Raw genomic sequence first — 16,870 nt, 5'->3', positions numbered from 1 at the left:
GCTGCCCGCGCCGCGTCGACGCCGCGCCGCCGTGCGCGCCGAGTTCGGCGTACGACCGGAGCAGCCGTTGCTCGTCTCGGTGGGGCGGCTGCACCCGCAGAAGCGCTACGACGTGCTGATCGACGCGGCCGCCCGCTGGCGTACGCGTACCCCGCCGCCGGTCGTGGTGATCGCCGGGAGTGGCCCGGCGTACCTGCCGCTGGCCGCGCGGACCTCGGCAGCCCGAGCCCCGGTGACCCTGCTGGGGCACCGCACCGACGTGGCCGACCTGCTCGCCGGCGCCGACCTCGCGGTGGTCACCAGCGACTGGGAGGCCCGGCAGTTGTTCGCCCAGGAGGCGATGCGGGCCGGCGTGCCGCTGGTGGCGACCGCGGTGGGTGGCCTGCCGGAGCTGGTCGGCGATGCCGCCGCGCTGGTCCCCGCCGGTGACGTGGACGCGGTCGACGCGGCGGTGCGCGCGCTGCTGGACGACCCGGAGGCCCGGGCCGAGCTGGGCCGGCGCGGCGCCGAGCGGGCGGCGACGTGGCCCACCGAGGCGGACACGGTGGCCGTGCTGGCGGCCCTCTACGCCGAACTGACCGCCCGTTCGACTCCTCCGGCGGCCCCCGGCTCCGACGCGCCGATGACGGGACACCGGTGATGCTGCGTCGACTCGCTCCCGCCCTGTTGACCGTGCTCGTGGTGGTGTTGGGCGTCACCGCGCTGTCCGCCCGGCCACCCCAGGGCACCCCGCAGCGCACCGCCGACTTCGTGGTGCTCGCCGGGATCGCCGGACTGCGCTGGGAGGACGTCGACCAGCAGAGCACCCCGACGCTGTGGCGGATGGCCCGGGACGGCTCGATCGGCTCCCTGTCGGTGCGGTCCGCGCACCGGCCCACCTGCCCGGTCGACGGGTGGCTGACCCTCGGCGCGGGGAGCTTCGCCGCGTGGAACGGCACCCGGCCCGACGGCGGCTGCCCGCCCGCCGGCGTGGCCGTGGAGCAACCGGACGGGATCGGCGCGAACCTGCCCGACCAGGAGAGCGTGGTCCAGTACAACCAGCAGCGGCTGCCCTGGGGCACCATGCCCGGGTCGCTGTCGGAGTCGGTGCGCTGCTCGGTCGCCGTGGGTCCGGGCGCCGCCGTGGCCGCCGCCCGCCCGTTCGGCCGGGTCGACAGGTACGCCGCGGGGCTGCCGGCCGATCCGCGCCGGCTGCTCGGCTCGTGCGTGCTGAGCATCGTCGACCTCGGCACGGTCGAGGGGACCGACCCGGTGGCGCGTGCCGAGCAGGCGCGGGCCGCCGACGCCCAGTTGGCCCGGGTCCTGGCCGCCCGGCCGGAGCGGTCGCTGGTGCTGGTGGCCGGAATCTCCGACACCGAGCAGCCGTCGCGGCTGCACGTGGTGGTCGCGGACGGGCCGGGCTGGGAGCGGGGTTGGCTCACCTCGGCCAGCACCGGCCGCGACGGTTACCTGCAACTTGTCGACCTCGCGCCGACGGCGCTGACCGCGCTGGGACGGCCGATGCCGGAGCGGTTGTTCCTCGGCCGGCCGGCGGTCAGCACCGGCGGCCGCCCGTCCGACCTGACGGAGGCGATCAACGCGCCGGCGGACGCCGACCGGGAGGCGACGGCCCAGCGGGCCGTCTCCGGCCGGTTCTTCGCCCTGCTCGCCGGGCTTCAGGTGCTGCTGGCCCTGGCGGTGCTGCCGTTGCTGCGCCGGGCCCGACCACACGCCGGCCCGGCCGGCCCGACCCCGGTCTCCGCCCGCGTCGTGGCGGTGGTGGAGTTGCTGCTGGTGGCGGCCGCGTTGGCCGTTCCGGCCGCGCTGCTCGCCGACGCCGTGCCCTGGTGGCGGGGCGAACACCCCGGATGGATCTTCGGCGCGGTCACCGCGCTGCTGGTCGCGGGGGGCACCGCGGCGGTCCGGTTCGCCCCCGGGTACGCGAACACGCTCGGCCCGTTCGGCGCGGTGGCCGGCCTCACGACCCTGACCGTCGGGCTGGACGTGCTCACCGGGTCGAGCCTGCAGCTCAACAGCGTGGTCGGCTACTCGGCGTTGCAGGGTGGCCGGTACGCCGGGCTGAGCACCGTCGGGCTGGGAGTGTTCCTCGCCGGCGCGCTGGTGACCGGCGGGTGGTTCGGCCAGCGGGTGCACCGCCGCTGGCGGCCGGCCGTGATGGTCGCCGTGGGCGGTCTCGCCGTGGTGGTGGTCGGCAGCCCGTACCTGGGCGCCGACCCGGTCGGCGCGATCGCGCTGACCGCCGGGCTGAGCGTGGCCGCGGCGATCAGCGCCGGCGGCTGGCTGACCATCACCCGACTGGCGTGGGCCACCATGGCCGCCCTGGCGGTCGGCATCGGCTTCGCCGTGGTCGACCTGCGACGGCCGGCGGCCGAGCGGGGGAGCCTCGGCCGGTTCCTGTCCGCGGTGGCCGACGGCACCGGCGGGTTCACCGTGCACCGGTCCAGCACGGCGAACTTCGAGACGTTGGTGAACAGCCCGTTGACCGTGCTGGCGCTGGCCGGCGGGCTGCTGGTGTGGTTCGCCCTGCTGCAGCCGTGGGGCGGGCTGCTGCGGCTGTTCGGCATCTACCCGGCGATCCGGGCCGCGCTGGGCGGCACGGCGGTCGCGGCGGTGCTGGGTGGCGTGCTCGACGGCGCGGCGCTGGACGTGGCGGGCGCCGCTGCCGCCCTGGTGGTGCCGATGGCCGCGCTGGCGTCGCTGCGCGTGCTCGGGCATGCCGCCGACCGGACCCGCCCGAACACGGGCCGTGCCCGGGAGAACGGGGCCGACGACGACTCGGGCTCCGGCGGCGACGGGCCGGCCGGGGGAGGCGACGGTCCGACCGGTGGCGGTGGACCGCTGGGCGCGGGTCACCCCCGGCCGATCGGCGGCCCGCCCGCAGCGCCCCCACGAGTGGTCGTGCTGCCCCCGGGCCCGGACGCGCCCGTGGGCACTCCGGTGGTCGACGGGCCCGCCCAGTCGCCGCCGGAGCGTCCGGCGGCGGACGCGGCGACCGGGGCGCCCTCCGCGCCGGCGCAGCGACGATCGGCGGACACACCGGCGGACACCCCGGCCGCGCCGGTCACCCGGCCATCGACCGAGGTTGCCGCTTCCTGACCGCCGGACGTCGTCCTGGTGACCCGGCGCTGTCGCACCCGGGGTGCGGCCTGCGAGTACCCGCCGCAGAGGTGTTACCGTGGAATCCCGTGGATCGCGTGATCACTTTGCTGATCGAGCACGGCGGTCTGCATGACCGCGACAGACGACACGGGAGCAGGCCTTGGCCCCATCAGCACGGACGACCAGGCACATTTTCGTCACCGGGGGCGTCGCCTCCTCGCTGGGTAAGGGCCTCACCGCCTCCAGCCTCGGCAACCTGTTGACCGCGCGCGGGCTGCGCGTGGTGATGCAGAAGCTCGACCCCTACCTCAACGTCGACCCCGGGACGATGAACCCGTTCCAGCACGGCGAGGTCTTCGTCACCGAGGACGGCGCCGAGACCGACCTCGACGTCGGGCACTACGAGCGTTTCCTGGACCGGGCCCTGTCCGGCAAGGCGAACGTCACCACCGGCCAGATCTACTCCGACGTGATCGCCAAGGAGCGCCGGGGGGAGTACCTGGGCGACACCGTCCAGGTCATCCCGCACATCACCAACGAGATCAAGTCGCGGATCCTGGCGATGGCCGACCCGGACGACGACGGCGTCCTGCCCGACGTGGTCATCACCGAGGTCGGTGGCACCGTCGGCGACATCGAGTCGCTGCCGTTCCTGGAGGCGATCCGCCAGGTGCGCCACGACCTGGGCCGGGACAACTGCTTCTACCTGCACGTGTCGCTGGTGCCGTACCTGGCGCCGTCGGGCGAGCTGAAGACCAAGCCGACCCAGCACTCCGTGGCGCAGCTGCGCAACATCGGCATCCAGCCGGACGCCATCGTGCTGCGCTGTGACCGGGAGATCCCGGTGAAGCTCAAGGAGAAGCTGTCGCTGTACTGCGACGTCGACGCCGAGGCGGTCGTCGCCGCGCCGGACGCCCCGAGCATCTACGACATCCCGAAGGTGCTGCACCGCGAGGGGCTCGACGCGTACGTGGTGCGCCGGCTCGGGCTGTCGTTCCGGGACGTGGACTGGGCGAGCTGGGACGACCTGCTGGAGCGGGTGCACCGGCCCCGGCACACGGTCACCGTCGCCGTGGTCGGCAAGTACGTCGACCTGCCGGACGCGTACCTGTCGGTGAGCGAGGCGATCCGGGCGGCCGGTTTCGGTCACCGGGCGCGGGTGCAGCTGCGCTGGGTGCCTAGCGACGAGTGCGTCACCCCGGCCGGCGCGGCGGCCGCCCTGGCCGGCGTGGACGGCATCCTCATCCCGGGCGGGTTCGGGGTCCGTGGCATCGAGGGCAAGATCGGCACGGCCCGGTACGCCCGGGAGAACGGCATCCCCCTGCTCGGCCTCTGCCTCGGCCTGCAGTGCATGACGATCGACGTGGCCCGGCACCTGGCCGGCCTGGACGGCGCCAACTCGCTGGAGTTCGACGAGCAGGCCGCGCACCCGGTCATCGCCACGATGGCCGACCAGGAGGACATCGTCGCCGGCAAGGGCGACCTGGGCGGCACCATGCGGCTCGGGGCGTACCCGGCGACGCTGACCGAGGGCTCGATCGTCGCCGAGGCGTACGGCAGCACCGACATCAGCGAGCGGCACCGGCACCGCTACGAGGTCAACAACGCCTACCGGGACGCGCTGACCAAGGCGGGCCTGCACATCTCCGGCACCTCCCCGGACGGCCGGCTGGTCGAGTTCATCGAGCTGGACCGGGATCTGCACCCGTTCTTCGTGGCCACGCAGGCGCATCCGGAGCTGAAGAGCCGTCCCACCCGCCCGCACCCGCTGTTCGCGTCGTTCGTCCGGGCCGCCGTGACGTACTCGCAGGCCGACCAGTTGCCGGTCGACCTGGAGGCCGCGTCCGAGACCCCGTCGGAGGCCCCGTCGGCGCGCAAGGCCGCCCGCAACGGCGCCGCGACGAAGGCCGCGTCGGCCTCGTGAGCGAGCGGAGCGAGCGAACCAGCAGGCTCAGCAGCGGGGCGACGGCGTGAGCGACCTTGAGCACCGCTACGAGGTGCGCTCCCGCGAGGAGCGCTATCGGGGTCGGATCTTCGACGTGGTCACCGAGGAGGTGACCATGCCGGGCGGCGGGACCGCGCTGCGTGACCTCGTCCGGCACGTCGGGGCGGTGGCCGTGGTGGCCCTCGACGACGCCGGTCAGGTGGTGCTGATCCGGCAGTACCGGCACCCGATCGGCCGGCACCTGTGGGAGCTGCCCGCCGGGCTGATGGACGTCTCCGGCGAGGAGCTGCCGGCCGCCGCGCTGCGGGAACTGGCCGAGGAGGCCGACCTCACCGCCGGGCGGATCGACGTGCTTGTCGACCTGCACAGCTCGCCGGGGTTCACCAACGAGATCGTCCGGGTCTACCTGGCCCGGGACCTGGCCGACGTGCCGGCGGGGGAGCGTCACGAGCGCCGTGACGAGGAGGCCGACCTGCAGATCGTCCGGATGGCCCTGGACGAGGCGGTCGACATGGTCCTGGCCGGCGAGATCACCAACGCGTCCGCGGTGGCCGGCCTGCTCGCGGCGGCCCGCGCCCGGGACACCGGCTTCGCGGCGCTGCGTCGGGCGGAGGCGCCGCTGCCGCGCTGAGCGCCGCCGCCGGTCCTTCCCGATCGGTGGGTACGCGAGAAGGGGCCCCGCGGTCAGCCGCGGGGCCCCTTCTCGTGTCGGCGTGGCCGGTCAGTCCCGCAGCGGGCGACCCTGCGCGTCCGTGCCGCCGTTGACCAGGATCAGGATGCCGTCGATGACGCCCCAGAGCGCGCCGACGCCGCACGTCACCAGGCTCACGACGAGCTGGAGAACAGCGATCTTGGTGTGTCCGGTGTAGAACCGACCGGCCCCGAAGGTGCCGAGCAGGATGCCGAGGATGCCCGCGACGACCTTGCTCTTGTCGGAGTAACCCGGGGCGTACCCGGGCTGGTATGGAGGAGTGGTCATGGGCGGACACACTAGTGATCCACTCGCCGGCTGTCCGCACCGCCACACGGCAGATGGGACGATAATGGGCGAACACTGTCCTGACGGCTGAGGTGACGTCCCAATGCCGGCCCGTTCGGCGCGCTGACACTCCGTCAGGTCACCCGGGCACCGGATGCCACTGTGCTGGCTCCCGGCGGGGCCGGACGCGCCTAGACTGCCGCCGGCGGGACCGGTGGACCGTGGCGGCAATGGGGCCGTCGCGGCACCGAGCAGTCGGGGGGAAGCAGCCCCGAAGAGAGGTGTCTGCATCGTGAAGGTCGGAATCCCACGCGAGGTCAAGAACCACGAGTACCGCGTGGCGATCACGCCAGCGGGCGTCAACGAGTTCACCCGCAGCGGCCACCAGGTCTTCGTCGAGTCCGGCGCCGGAGTCGGCTCCAGCATCACCGATGAGGAGTTCGCCGCGGCGGGCGCCAAGATCCTGGCCACCGCCGACGAGGTGTGGGACACCGCCGAGCTGGTGCTCAAGGTCAAGGAGCCGATCGCCGAGGAGCACCACCGGATGCGCGAGGGGCAGGTGCTCTTCACCTACCTGCACCTGGCCGCCTCCAAGTCGTGCACGGACGCGCTGGTCGACCGCAAGGTCACCGGCATCGCGTACGAGACCGTCGAGCTGCCCGACCGGTCGTTGCCGCTGCTCGCCCCGATGTCAGAGGTGGCCGGCCGGCTCGCCCCGCAGGTCGGCGCGTTCTACATGATGCGCACCGGCGGTGGGCGCGGCGTGCTGCCCGGCGGCGTCTCCGGCGTGTACGCGGCGAAGACCGTCGTCATCGGCGCCGGCGTCTCCGGCATGAACGCCGCCGCCATCGCCCTGGGCCTGCAGTCCGAGGTGCTGCTGCTGGACAAGAACGTCGCCCGGCTGCGCCAGGCCGACGCCATCTACCGGGGTCACCTGCAGACCGTCGCCTCCAACGCGTACGAGATCGAGCGGGCCGTGCTCGACGCCGACCTGGTCATCGGCGCGGTGCTGGTGCCCGGCGCGAAGGCCCCGACGCTGATCTCCAACGAGCTGGTCTCCCGGATGAAGCCCGGCAGCGTGCTCGTCGACATCGCCATCGACCAGGGCGGCTGCTTCGAGGACTCGCGCCCCACCACGCATGCCGACCCGGTCTACAAGGTGCACGAGTCGATCTTCTACTGCGTGGCGAACATGCCCGGCGCGGTGCCGAACACCAGCACCTACGCGCTGACCAACGTCACCCTGCCGTACGCCCTGGAGTTGGCCAACCACGGCTGGCGCGAGGCGCTGCGTCGCGACCCGGCCCTCGCCCTGGGTCTGAACACCCACGACGGCCAGGTCACCTACGGTCCGGTCGCCGAGGCGCACGGCATGCCCGTGCTCCCGCTGGCCGAGGTCCTGGGCTGACCGACTCCACGGCCGAACGGGCCGGTGCGGGCGTCGAGCCCGCGCCGGCCCTGCGCCGTGCCGTCCGCGGCTACCTCGACCACCTCACCGTCGAGCGCGGCCTGTCCGCGAACACCCTCGCCTCGTACCGCCGGGATCTGGACCGCTATCTCACGACCCTGGCCGACGCCGGCGTCGCCGACCTCGCGTCGGTCGGCGCCGGCGTCGTCGAGTCGCACCTGGCCCGGCTGCGCGCCGGAGACGACGACCATCCGCCCCTCGCCGTGTCGTCCGCCGCCCGCGCGGCCAGCGCGGTCCGCGGCCTGCACCGCTTCGCGCTGCGCGAGGGGCTGGCCGGCGCCGACCCCAGCCGCGACGTCCGCCCGCCCACCCCGCCGCGCCGGCTGCCCCGCGCGCTGGGAGTCGACGACGTGGTCCGGCTCCTGGAGACCGCCGGTGCGATCACCGCGACCGGCGAGGACGCGCCGCTCGCGCTGCGCGACCGGGCGCTGCTGGAGTTCCTCTACGGCACCGGCGCGCGGATCTCCGAGGCGATCGGCGCCGCGATCGACGACCTCGACCCCGACGAGGGCACCGTGCTGCTGCGCGGCAAGGGCGGCCGGGTGCGGCTGGTGCCGATCGGCGGGTACGCCGTCGAGGCGGTGCGCGCCTACCTGGTCCGGGCCCGCCCCGCTCTGGCCGCCGGCGGTAAGGGAACCCCCGCCGTCTTCCTGAACGCGCGCGGCGGGGCGCTGTCCCGGCAGGGCGCCTGGGCCATCCTGCGCCGCGCCGCCGGGCGGGCCGGCCTGCCGGTCGAGGGCGCCGCGGCGGTCTCCCCGCACACCCTGCGCCACTCGTACGCCACCCACCTGCTCGACGGCGGCGCCGACGTCCGGGTGGTCCAGGAGTTGCTCGGCCACGCCTCGGTGACCACCACCCAGGTCTACACCCTCGTCACCGTCGAGCGGCTGCGCGAGGTGTACGCCACGGCCCACCCGCGCGCCCTCGGCTGAACCCCGGCCGTCGTCGGCTTCGACACGCCGGGCCGGTGCCGAACGCCCTGCTGGTCGGTGGCGTACAGTCGGCATCGGCGCGGACCTCCTGGGGCGACACGACCGGGGTGCGCAGCGGCGCCGCGAAGGACGTCGGACGGCTCCGACGCCGGGTGGGTCGTCGGGAGGGGGCAACGAGCACATGGCTGGCAACGGTGACCGTGCCGAGACCTGGACGTCGGAGCTCCGCGAGCAGCAGGCCACGCTCGGCGCGGACCTGGGTCCCGCGGACCCGGCTGCCTACACGATGCGCAAGCCGATCCCCGAGCCGATGCCCACCGACCGGCACGGCCCCGCGCGCATCATCGCGATGGCCAATCAGAAGGGTGGCGTCGGCAAGACCACGACCACCATCAACCTGGGCGCGGCGCTGGCCGAGTACGGCCGCAAGGTGCTGCTCGTCGACTTCGACCCGCAGGGCGCGCTCTCGGTGGGCCTGGGGGTCAACCCGCACAACCTCGACCTGTCCGTCTACAACCTGCTCATGCAGGACGACGTGACCGCCGAGGACGTCCTCATCAAGACCGACGTCGCGGGTCTGCACCTGCTGCCGGCCAACATCGACCTCTCCGCCGCCGAGATCCAGCTCGTCAACGAGGTCGCCCGGGAGATGGCCCTCGCCCGGGTGCTGCGGACCGTCCGCAAGGAGTACGACTACATCCTGATCGACTGCCAGCCGTCCCTCGGCCTGCTGGCGATCAACGCGCTGACCGTCGCGCACGGCGTGCTCATCCCCCTCGAATGCGAGTTCTTCAGCCTGCGCGGCGTCGCGCTGCTGCTGGACACCATCGACAAGGTGCGCGAGCGGCTCAACTTCGACCTGGAACTCGAAGGCATCCTCGCCACCATGTACGACAGCCGCACCACCCACTGCCGGCAGGTGCTCCAGCGGGTGGTCGAGGCGTTCGGCGACAAGGTCTACCAGACGGTCATCACCAAGACGGTGAAGTTCCCCGAGTCCACCGTGGCCGGTGCCCCGATCACGACGATGGACCCGGCGTCCTCCGGGGCGCGCAACTACCGTCAGTTGGCCCGTGAGGTGATCGCCGCCCAGTCGGAGCGGTAGCCGGAACGCCCCGTGTCCGTGTCGTGGACTACGGTCGTGCGGTGACCGCGCCACCCCTCGACCCGCCCGAAGCCGCTGCTGCGGCCGTGGTCGACGGCGTGCCGCCCGCCGCCCCGCCCGCCGACCTGGCTGCCGACACGGCTGCCACCGGCTTCACGGTGCGGCTGGCCAACTTCACCGGCCCGTTCGACCTGCTGCTGCAACTGATCGGCAAGCACAAGCTCGACGTCACCGAGGTGGCCCTGCACACGGTCACCGACGAGTTCATCGCCTACATCCGCGCCATGGGCGACAGCTGGGACCTCGACGAGGCCAGCGAGTTCCTGCTCATCGCCGCGACCCTGCTCGACCTGAAGGCGGCCCGGCTGCTGCCCGCCGCCGAGGTGGAGGACGAGGCGGACCTGGCCCTGCTGGAGGCGCGCGACCTGCTCTTCGCCCGACTCCTGCAGTACAAGGCGTACAAGGAGGCCGCCGCCCACATCGCCGAGCTGGAGGCGGTCGGCGGTCGCCGGTATCCCCGGGCGGTCAGCCTGGAGCCCCGCTACGCCGAGGCGCTGCCCGACCTGGTGCTCGGCATCGGCCCGCAGCGACTGCTGAAGCTGGCCGTGCGGGCGATGACGCCGAAGCCCGTGCCGGAGGTGTCCATCGCCCACGTGCACATGGTCCGGGTCAGCGTCCGCGAACACGCGGCGATCCTCGCCTCCCGGCTGCGCCGGGCCGGCACGGCGACGTTCTCGCTGCTGTGCGCGGACTGCGAGGCCACCCTGGAGGTGGTGGCACGGTTCCTGGCGCTGCTGGAGCTGTACCGGGAGGGCCTGGTGGCCTTCGTGCAGGAGCAGGCCCTGGAGGAGCTGACCGTGCGCTGGACCGGCCCGGTCGACGGCGAGACAGAACTGCACGTCGACGAGTACGCCGGCACCCCCGCCGACCCCGACCCGCCCTCGGGGCCGGAGCCGACGGCGGAGGCCGGGCCTGGATCGGCGGGGGAGGCCGGCGCGGAGTCCGCGGGCGCGGGCGGAACGGGAACGACGGAGGGTGAGCGGGATGAGTGACGAGGAACGCCGGGACTCCCTGGCCGACCAGGCCGCCGCCTGGGTCCCGCCGTGGAATCGTCCCCGCCCACCGGCCCCAACCCCTGCCGAGGCGCCCGAGTCTGCCGAGTCTGCCGAGTCTGCCGAGCCCTCCGACGCTGCTGAGACTCCCGACGCTGCTGAACCTGCCGAGGCTGCCGCCGCTCCCGCGTCCGCCGGTGCACCCGAAGCGCCCGCGCAGCCCGACACCCGCACGGTCGCCGGGGCTCCCAGCGCCGTCGGGGTCGACGGGGAACGCGACACCGACCAATCCGCAAAATCACCTGGGGCGGTCACCGTCCCGCCGATGTCCGCCGAAGATCTTGGAGGCAAGTCGCCCCTCCAGGGGCCGCAGTCTTCCAAGATCTCTGCCGAGTCTGCCGAGTCTGCCGAGTCTGCCGAGTCTGCCGAGTCCGCCGAGTCCGCCGGATCCGCCGGGTCTGCCGAGTCCGCCGAGTCGGGCGAGCCCTCCGAGCCTCGTGAGGCGGTCGGGGTGGCCGAGACTCCTGCGGCTCAGGTGGGGGAGCGGGCTGGGGGCGTACCTCGGCGGGAGGTTGTGGGGCGGCGGCGGGTGACGGCCGCGCCGGAGCCCGCGCCCGACCTGCCCGACGCCGAGCTGCGCGGCGCGCTGGAGGCGATCCTGCTGGTGGTGGACGAACCGGTCAGCGAGCTGGTCCTGGCTCAGGTGTTGGAGCAGCCGGCCGAGCGGATCGGGCCGATGCTCGACGAGATCGCCGCCGGTTACACGGCCGCCGGGCACGGGTTCGAGCTGCGCAGGGCTGCGGGCGGTTGGCGGTTGTACACCCGGCCGGAATACGCTACGTACGTCGAGCGGTTCGTCCTGGACGGGCAGTCCGTGCGGCTGACCCAGGCGGCGTTGGAGACTCTGGCCGTGGTCGCGTACAAGCAGCCGGTGACCCGGTCGCGGATCTCGGCCATCCGGGGTGTCAACTGCGACGGCGTCATCCGTACGCTTGTCACCCGCGGCCTCGTTGAGGAGTGCGGCGCCGAACCGGACAGCGGGGCGTTCCTCTACCGGACCACCACGCTGTTCCTGGAGAAGCTCGGGCTGAACACCGTCGACGAGCTGCCACCTCTCGCACCCTTCCTGCCCGACGACGTAGAAGAGCTTGCTGATGCGACCCGATAACCGTTCCCCGAAATCCGACGCCCCCGTCTACGAGGGGGCGGAGCGCCTGCAGAAGGTGCTCGCCGCCGCCGGCGTGGGCTCCCGGCGTGCCTGCGAGGACCTGATCTTCCGACGCCGGGTGACCGTGGACGGGCGGGTCGCGAAGCTCGGCGACAAGGTCGACCCGGCCACTGCGGTGATCCACGTGGACGGCGAGCGCCTGCAGGTCGACATCCGCCTGGTCTACGTGGCGATGAACAAGCCGCGTGGGGTGGTCACCACCATGGCGGACGAGAAGGGACGCACCGAGCTGGCCGACTTCATCGGCAGACGGCTGGATCAGCGGGTCTACCACGTCGGGCGGCTCGACGCGGACAGCGAGGGCCTGCTGCTGCTCACCAACGACGGCAACCTCGCGCACAAACTCATGCACCCCTCGTACGAGGTGCTGAAGACCTACCTGGCCGAGGTGGTCGGGCCGATCCCGCGCAACCTCAGCAAGCGGCTCCTCGCGGGTGTCGAGCTGGAGGACGGACCGGTCAAGGTCGACTCGTTCAAGGTGGTGGGCACCCTGGGCAAGAGCGCCCAGGTGGAGCTGAGCCTGCACGAAGGGCGCAAGCACATCGTCCGGCGGTTGATGGACGAGGTCGGGCACCCGGTCACCCGTCTGGTGCGTACCTCCATCGGTCCGATCCGGTTGGGCGACCTGCGCACCGGGCGTCTCCGGCGCCTGACCAACGCGGAGGTCGCCGCCCTGTTCAACGCGGTGGGTGACTGACCCCCGAGGTTCGGGGTACGGCTGCCGGTAGGCTCGCGACGGCCGGAACGCGGCCGCCGGAGGTGGCGTGGGTCGCCTCGGGCGGCGGCGCGCGTGGGTCCGCCACGGACCCCGGGCATGATTGATGACGATTGACAAACCGCTTGCGGCGCCAGAGCACCGGGCGATCCGTGAGGTACGGGCTGAGGAGGACACGGTGGAGGAAAACGTACGGGCCGGGCGATGTGTGGTCGCTGTGGACGGGCCGTCCGGTTCGGGTAAGTCCACCGTGTCGCGGCGGCTCGCCGCCGGCATCGGTGCGCGCTACCTGGACACCGGGGCGATGTACCGGGCGATCACGTGGGCCGTCCTGCGCTCCGGCGTGGACCTCACCGACACCGCGTCAGTGGCCAAGGTCGCCAGCGAGGTCAACCTGCACATCGGCACCCATCCGCAGGGGTACGCCGTGAGCGTCGACGGCGTGGGAGTGGACGCGGAGATCCGCGGCCCCGAGGTGACCGGGGCGGTCTCCGCCGTCGCCGCCGTGCCGGCGGTCCGCGAGCTGCTGGTGGCACGGCAGCGCGAGATGATCGCCAACGCCGGTCGGATGGTGGTCGAGGGCCGTGACATCGGCTCGGTCGTGGCCCCGGACGCCGACCTGAAGGTCTTCCTGACCGCCTCCGAGGCCGCACGGGCTGCCCGGCGCAGCGCGGAGGACGCCGCCGACGTGGCGGCCACCGCCGCCGACCTGGCCCGCCGGGACCGGCTCGACTCGACCCGCAAGGTCAACCCGTTGGCCCAGGCGCCGGATGCCGTCGTACTGGACACGACCGAGCTGGGCATCGACGAGGTCGTGCTCCGGCTGCGTGACCTGCTCACCGAGCGGGGCGTGGCATGAGCGATCCAGGTGGATGGGTTGAGTTGCGCGAGCCCGACGTCGCCGTCGAGGAGCCGACCGGCCCGCAGCCGGTGGTGGCCGTGGTGGGTCGTCCGAACGTGGGCAAGTCCACCCTGGTCAACCGGATCATCGGCCGTCGACAGGCAGTCGTCGAGGACGTCCCCGGCGTGACCCGCGACCGGGTGCCGTACGACGCGCAGTGGAACGGCCGGTCGTTCACCGTGGTGGACACCGGCGGTTGGGAACCGGACGCGAAGGACCGGGCCGCGGCCATCGCGGCGCAGGCCGAGACGGCAGTGGTCACCGCCGACGTGGTCCTCTTCGTGGTCGACGCCATGGTGGGCTCCACGGACGTGGACGAGGCCGCGGTGAAGATGCTGCGGCGCAGCGCCAAGCCGGTGATCCTGGTGGCGAACAAGGCCGACAACACCGCCATCGAGATGGAGGCCACCTCGTTGTGGTCGCTCGGCCTCGGCGAGCCGTTCCCGGTGTCCGCGCTGCACGGACGCGGCTCCGGTGACCTGTTGGACGCCATCCTCGCCGCGCTGCCGGAGGCCCCGGAGATCGTGGAGAACCGGCCGCGCGGGCCGCGCCGGGTGGCGCTTGTCGGTCGGCCGAACGTGGGCAAGTCCAGCCTGCTCAACCGGTTCTCCGGCGAGGAGCGGGCGGTCGTCGACTCGGTCGCCGGCACCACTGTGGACCCGGTGGACAGCCTGGTCGACATCGGCGGTCAGACCTGGCAGCTGGTCGACACGGCCGGTCTGCGCAAGCGGGTCGGCAAGGCCAGCGGCACCGAGTACTACGCCAGCCTGCGTACCGCCGGCGCGATCGAGGCCGCCGAGGTGGCCGTGGTGCTGCTGGACGCCAGCGAGCCGATCAGCGAGCAGGACCAGCGGATCCTGACGATGGTGACCGAGGCGGGCCGGGCGCTCGTCATCGCGTTCAACAAGTGGGACCTGGTCGACGCCGACCGCCGGTACTACCTGGACAAGGAGATCGACCGGGAGCTGCGCCGCATCCCCTGGGCGATCCGGCTGAACCTGTCGGCGATGACCGGCCGCGCGGTGGACAAGCTGGCGCCGGCCCTGAACAAGGCCCTCGCCAGCTGGGAGACCCGGGTGCCGACCGCGCACCTCAACCAGTGGCTGACCGCGCTGGTGCAGGCCACCCCGCACCCGGTGCGCGGCGGACGCGCGCCACGCATCCTGTTCGCCACCCAGGCCGGGGTGGCGCCGCCGCGGTTCGTGCTCTTCACCACCGGCCCGCTGGACGCCGGATACCAGCGTTTCGTCGAGCGCAAGCTCCGCGAGGAGTTCGGGTACGAGGGCAGCCCCATCGAGATCTCGGTACGCCCCCGCAAGAAGCTCGGCCCCGGCGGCCGAGGCAAGGCGCACGGCTGACCCTGCACGCCCAAAATGCCGGATGGTCCTCCGAGGCCATCCGGCATTTCCCTACCCCACCCTCCTAGGACGCTCTAGGCGGTGTGCGGTGGTTCGCGACCCGCACGACCCGGGTGGGGCCTGTGCGGACGACCGGCAGGCGCTGCGCTAAGCTGTACCGGCTGTCGCAGGGGAAACCTTGCGGGGGCGGGACGTGGCGCAGCTTGGTAGCGCACTTGACTGGGGGTCAAGGGGTCGTCGGTTCGAATCCGGCCGTCCCGACAGGCAAATAGCCCTGACCAGCGGAAACGCTGGTCAGGGCTTTAAGTTTGTCTATGGGGTTTTTAACCGTCCCCCGAAAACCCCCCATTTACCGGGGCCGGCAACCAGGTTCGTCATCCATGCGCATCGTTAGGCAGGGCGGTTGTGGGATGTTGCCGCGTCCCGTGGTCGGTGCCGAGGCGTTCGAGGATGTCCGAGACGTCCGGGGCTTGGGCGGGTTTGGCGATGTAGTAGGTGGCGGTGACCTCCTCGCTGGAGTGTCCGAGCTGGGCTGCGGCGCTTTTCGTGTCGGTCTCTTCCTTGATGAGGGTGGCCATGGTCTTGCGGAAGGTGTGGGGGGTGACCCAGGCGAGGTCGGTGTCGGCGCGAGCTTCACGCCACTGACGGCGGACGTTGTTGGGTGACAGCCAGGTGCCGCGTCGGGAGGCGAAGATCGCCGGGCTGCGACTGACGGTCAAGCGGGCCCGCGTCCCCCGACCCGGCGAGCCCGACGCTCTCACCGCCAAGGAGCAAGGCGCGGTCGAGCGCGCCGCCGACCGCCGCGGCGTCCGCGACGCCGCCATCGTCGCCGTGCTGCTCTACACCGGTGCCCGGGTGCAGGAGTGCGCCCGCCTCGACGTCGACGACCTCGCCATCACTGCCCGCACCGGCACGATCCGGCTGCATGGCAAGGGCGACGAGGCCCGCCAGGTGCCGGTCCCGGCTGCGGCCCGCGACCGACTCAGCGCTTGGACACGTCACCGCGGCGCCGAGCCGGGACCGCTGTGGATCGGCCAGCGTGGTCGGCTCACCGCCTCCGGTATCACGCAGATCGTGCTCACCGTCGGCGCCGCCGCAGGCCTGTCCGGCCTGCGGCCCCATCGACTGCGCCACACCTACGCGACCCGGCTACGCCAGGGCGGTGCCGATCCCGCGCAGGTTCAGGCCCTGCTTGGTCACGCTTCCCTTGACACCACCGCCCGCTACTTCCGCGCCGGCACCGCTGAGCAAGCCGCCGTCGTCGAGCGAGTCTTCAACTAAGGCTCTTGAGCCTTGGCGGCGCGTCAACACCGCAGGGTGCTGGGTGGGGCCCGGTGTGAAGTGGCGCCGGAAGTTCGCAGCTCCTCGTGCGTGTCGCCGTAAGCCCGCCGGTAGCTTCCGGACCAAGAACAACCCCAGGGCTGGTCAGAAACGTGATGACGATCTGGGCTCAGGCGTTCGTGCGGGGTCCCCTGACCAGGGCTGGAGTTGTTTTCTCGCTGGAAACTACGGCGAGGCCTTATGGGCATTGACCAGGAGGCAGCACCGTTGAGGGGTGCTGCCTCCTGATCGTGTGGGCTTACCGGTGCTCAGAGCCGCACTGATCCCAGCGCCGAGTCCGGATCAGCAGGCTGGTACGCGGTCGTCGACGGGCGGCGTTCCGCGCAGTGATCCCGATGTCTGCCCGTTGTTGTAGAACGCGTCGCCGGACGCGTAGTACATGCCGTTCCATGGGGGCGAGGCGATGCGGTACCACCAGGTGTTGCCGTTTGCGACCCGGAAGCCGGTGACCTTGCAGGCTACCTGAACCGTGGAATTGCCGGGGATCAGCGGGCCGGCGTCGCCGCCAGCGTTGCCGAAGTCGGTCCACGTGCTGGTCGGTCCGCCGGTCGTCTCGGCGCGGGCGGCCGGCTGTTGTGCGGCCGGGTCGGCCGGTCGTTGCGTGGTCGCCGGCTCCTGCCAGTTGTTGATCAGGCGAACGGCCCCGTACATGGAGCCCTTTTCATCCTGCGTAGCGGTTGGCTTCGACGCGGTGGAGAACGAGGATGGCCTGCACGATCGTGGTCGCTCGGCGTGGGCAGCAGCGCA

General features: G+C 72.7%; 16 protein-coding genes, 1 tRNA gene and 1 pseudogene. 14 read left to right on the top strand and 4 right to left on the bottom strand.

What is annotated here, in order from left to right; all coding sequences use genetic code 11:
* The 4 genes from ABZU53_RS30710 to ABZU53_RS30695 form a co-directional block, all read left to right on the top strand.
* The coding region (locus ABZU53_RS30710) for a glycosyltransferase (RefSeq protein ID WP_355069070.1) at positions 1–640 on the top strand (640 nt) is incomplete at its 5' end.
* Positions 640–3,096 carry a hypothetical protein gene (locus ABZU53_RS30705; RefSeq protein ID WP_355069068.1) on the top strand — a complete coding sequence of 819 codons (2,457 nt, stop codon included), beginning with the start codon at positions 640–642 and terminating at the stop codon, positions 3,094–3,096. The genes ABZU53_RS30710 and ABZU53_RS30705, both read left to right, overlap by 1 nt.
* Before the next feature lie 163 nt (positions 3,097–3,259).
* The gene (locus tag ABZU53_RS30700) at positions 3,260–5,023 is read left to right on the top strand and encodes a CTP synthase (protein ID WP_354859373.1); all 1,764 of its coding nucleotides are present in this window, start codon (positions 3,260–3,262) and stop codon (positions 5,021–5,023) included.
* A gap of 46 nt (positions 5,024–5,069) precedes the next feature.
* Positions 5,070–5,675 (top strand): NUDIX hydrolase, encoded by a 606-nt coding sequence (locus tag ABZU53_RS30695; RefSeq protein WP_355069066.1) that lies wholly within the window; start codon positions 5,070–5,072, stop codon positions 5,673–5,675.
* A gap of 90 nt (positions 5,676–5,765) precedes the next feature.
* Here the strand turns inward: ABZU53_RS30695 and ABZU53_RS30690 are convergent, their stop codons facing one another.
* Positions 5,766–6,071 (bottom strand): TM2 domain-containing protein, encoded by a 306-nt coding sequence (locus tag ABZU53_RS30690; RefSeq protein ID WP_354859378.1) that lies wholly within the window; start codon positions 6,069–6,071, stop codon positions 5,766–5,768.
* A 244-nt stretch (positions 6,072–6,315) separates the two neighbouring features.
* Here ABZU53_RS30690 and ald point away from each other — a divergent pair, with 244 nt between their 5' ends.
* The 9 genes from ald to ABZU53_RS30645 all read left to right on the top strand — a co-directional run bounded on the left by ald (position 6,316) and on the right by ABZU53_RS30645 (position 15,043).
* Positions 6,316–7,431: an alanine dehydrogenase gene (ald, locus tag ABZU53_RS30685; RefSeq protein WP_354859379.1), complete on the top strand. Its 1,116-nt coding sequence runs from the start codon at positions 6,316–6,318 to the stop codon at positions 7,429–7,431.
* Entirely contained in the window at positions 7,428–8,423 is a 996-nt protein-coding gene (locus ABZU53_RS30680; RefSeq protein ID WP_355069071.1) for a site-specific tyrosine recombinase XerD, read from the top strand. Before ald ends, ABZU53_RS30680 begins: the two co-directional genes overlap by 4 nt.
* 181 nt (positions 8,424–8,604) lie before the next feature.
* Positions 8,605–9,528: an AAA family ATPase gene (locus ABZU53_RS30675; protein ID WP_030334877.1), complete on the top strand. Its 924-nt coding sequence runs from the start codon at positions 8,605–8,607 to the stop codon at positions 9,526–9,528.
* A gap of 23 nt (positions 9,529–9,551) precedes the next feature.
* Positions 9,552–10,580 carry a segregation/condensation protein A gene (locus ABZU53_RS30670; RefSeq protein WP_355069064.1) on the top strand — a complete coding sequence of 343 codons (1,029 nt, stop codon included), beginning with the start codon at positions 9,552–9,554 and terminating at the stop codon, positions 10,578–10,580.
* Positions 10,573–11,748 carry an SMC-Scp complex subunit ScpB gene (scpB, locus tag ABZU53_RS30665; protein WP_355069063.1) on the top strand — a complete coding sequence of 392 codons (1,176 nt, stop codon included), beginning with the start codon at positions 10,573–10,575 and terminating at the stop codon, positions 11,746–11,748. Before ABZU53_RS30670 ends, scpB begins: the two co-directional genes overlap by 8 nt.
* The gene (locus tag ABZU53_RS30660) at positions 11,735–12,505 is read left to right on the top strand and encodes a pseudouridine synthase (RefSeq protein ID WP_234581858.1); all 771 of its coding nucleotides are present in this window, start codon (positions 11,735–11,737) and stop codon (positions 12,503–12,505) included. The genes scpB and ABZU53_RS30660 overlap by 14 nt, the downstream gene beginning before the upstream one ends.
* A gap of 196 nt (positions 12,506–12,701) precedes the next feature.
* On the top strand, positions 12,702–13,382 hold the full coding sequence (gene cmk / locus ABZU53_RS30655; protein WP_354859386.1) for a (d)CMP kinase: 681 nt from the start codon (positions 12,702–12,704) through the stop codon (positions 13,380–13,382).
* Positions 13,379–14,782 carry a ribosome biogenesis GTPase Der gene (gene der / locus ABZU53_RS30650; RefSeq protein ID WP_354859389.1) on the top strand — a complete coding sequence of 468 codons (1,404 nt, stop codon included), beginning with the start codon at positions 13,379–13,381 and terminating at the stop codon, positions 14,780–14,782. Before cmk ends, der begins: the two co-directional genes overlap by 4 nt.
* A gap of 187 nt (positions 14,783–14,969) precedes the next feature.
* Positions 14,970–15,043: transfer RNA gene (locus ABZU53_RS30645), tRNA-Pro, on the top strand.
* 113 nt (positions 15,044–15,156) lie between these two features.
* Here ABZU53_RS30645 and ABZU53_RS30640 read toward each other — a convergent pair.
* Complete coding sequence (locus tag ABZU53_RS30640; RefSeq protein ID WP_355069061.1) at positions 15,157–15,543, bottom strand: tyrosine-type recombinase/integrase; 387 nt, start codon at positions 15,541–15,543, stop codon at positions 15,157–15,159.
* Between ABZU53_RS30640 and ABZU53_RS30635 the strand changes: the two genes are divergently transcribed.
* Positions 15,455–16,063 (top strand): tyrosine-type recombinase/integrase, encoded by a 609-nt coding sequence (locus tag ABZU53_RS30635; protein WP_355069059.1) that lies wholly within the window; start codon positions 15,455–15,457, stop codon positions 16,061–16,063. The genes ABZU53_RS30640 and ABZU53_RS30635 overlap by 89 nt on opposite strands.
* A gap of 342 nt (positions 16,064–16,405) precedes the next feature.
* Here ABZU53_RS30635 and ABZU53_RS30630 read toward each other — a convergent pair whose 3' ends face one another.
* Entirely contained in the window at positions 16,406–16,774 is a 369-nt protein-coding gene (locus ABZU53_RS30630) for a hypothetical protein (RefSeq protein WP_355069057.1), read from the bottom strand.
* A 10-nt stretch (positions 16,775–16,784) separates the two neighbouring features.
* Positions 16,785–16,870, bottom strand: a pseudogene (locus ABZU53_RS30625) (IS5/IS1182 family transposase); the annotation flags it as partial.

It is taken from the genome of Micromonospora sp. NPDC005194 (assembly GCF_040608335.1).
Lineage (GTDB): Bacteria > Actinomycetota > Actinomycetes > Mycobacteriales > Micromonosporaceae > Micromonospora.
Note: the sequence above shows the minus strand (reverse complement) of the source record. Positions and strands in the feature narration are given on the sequence as shown.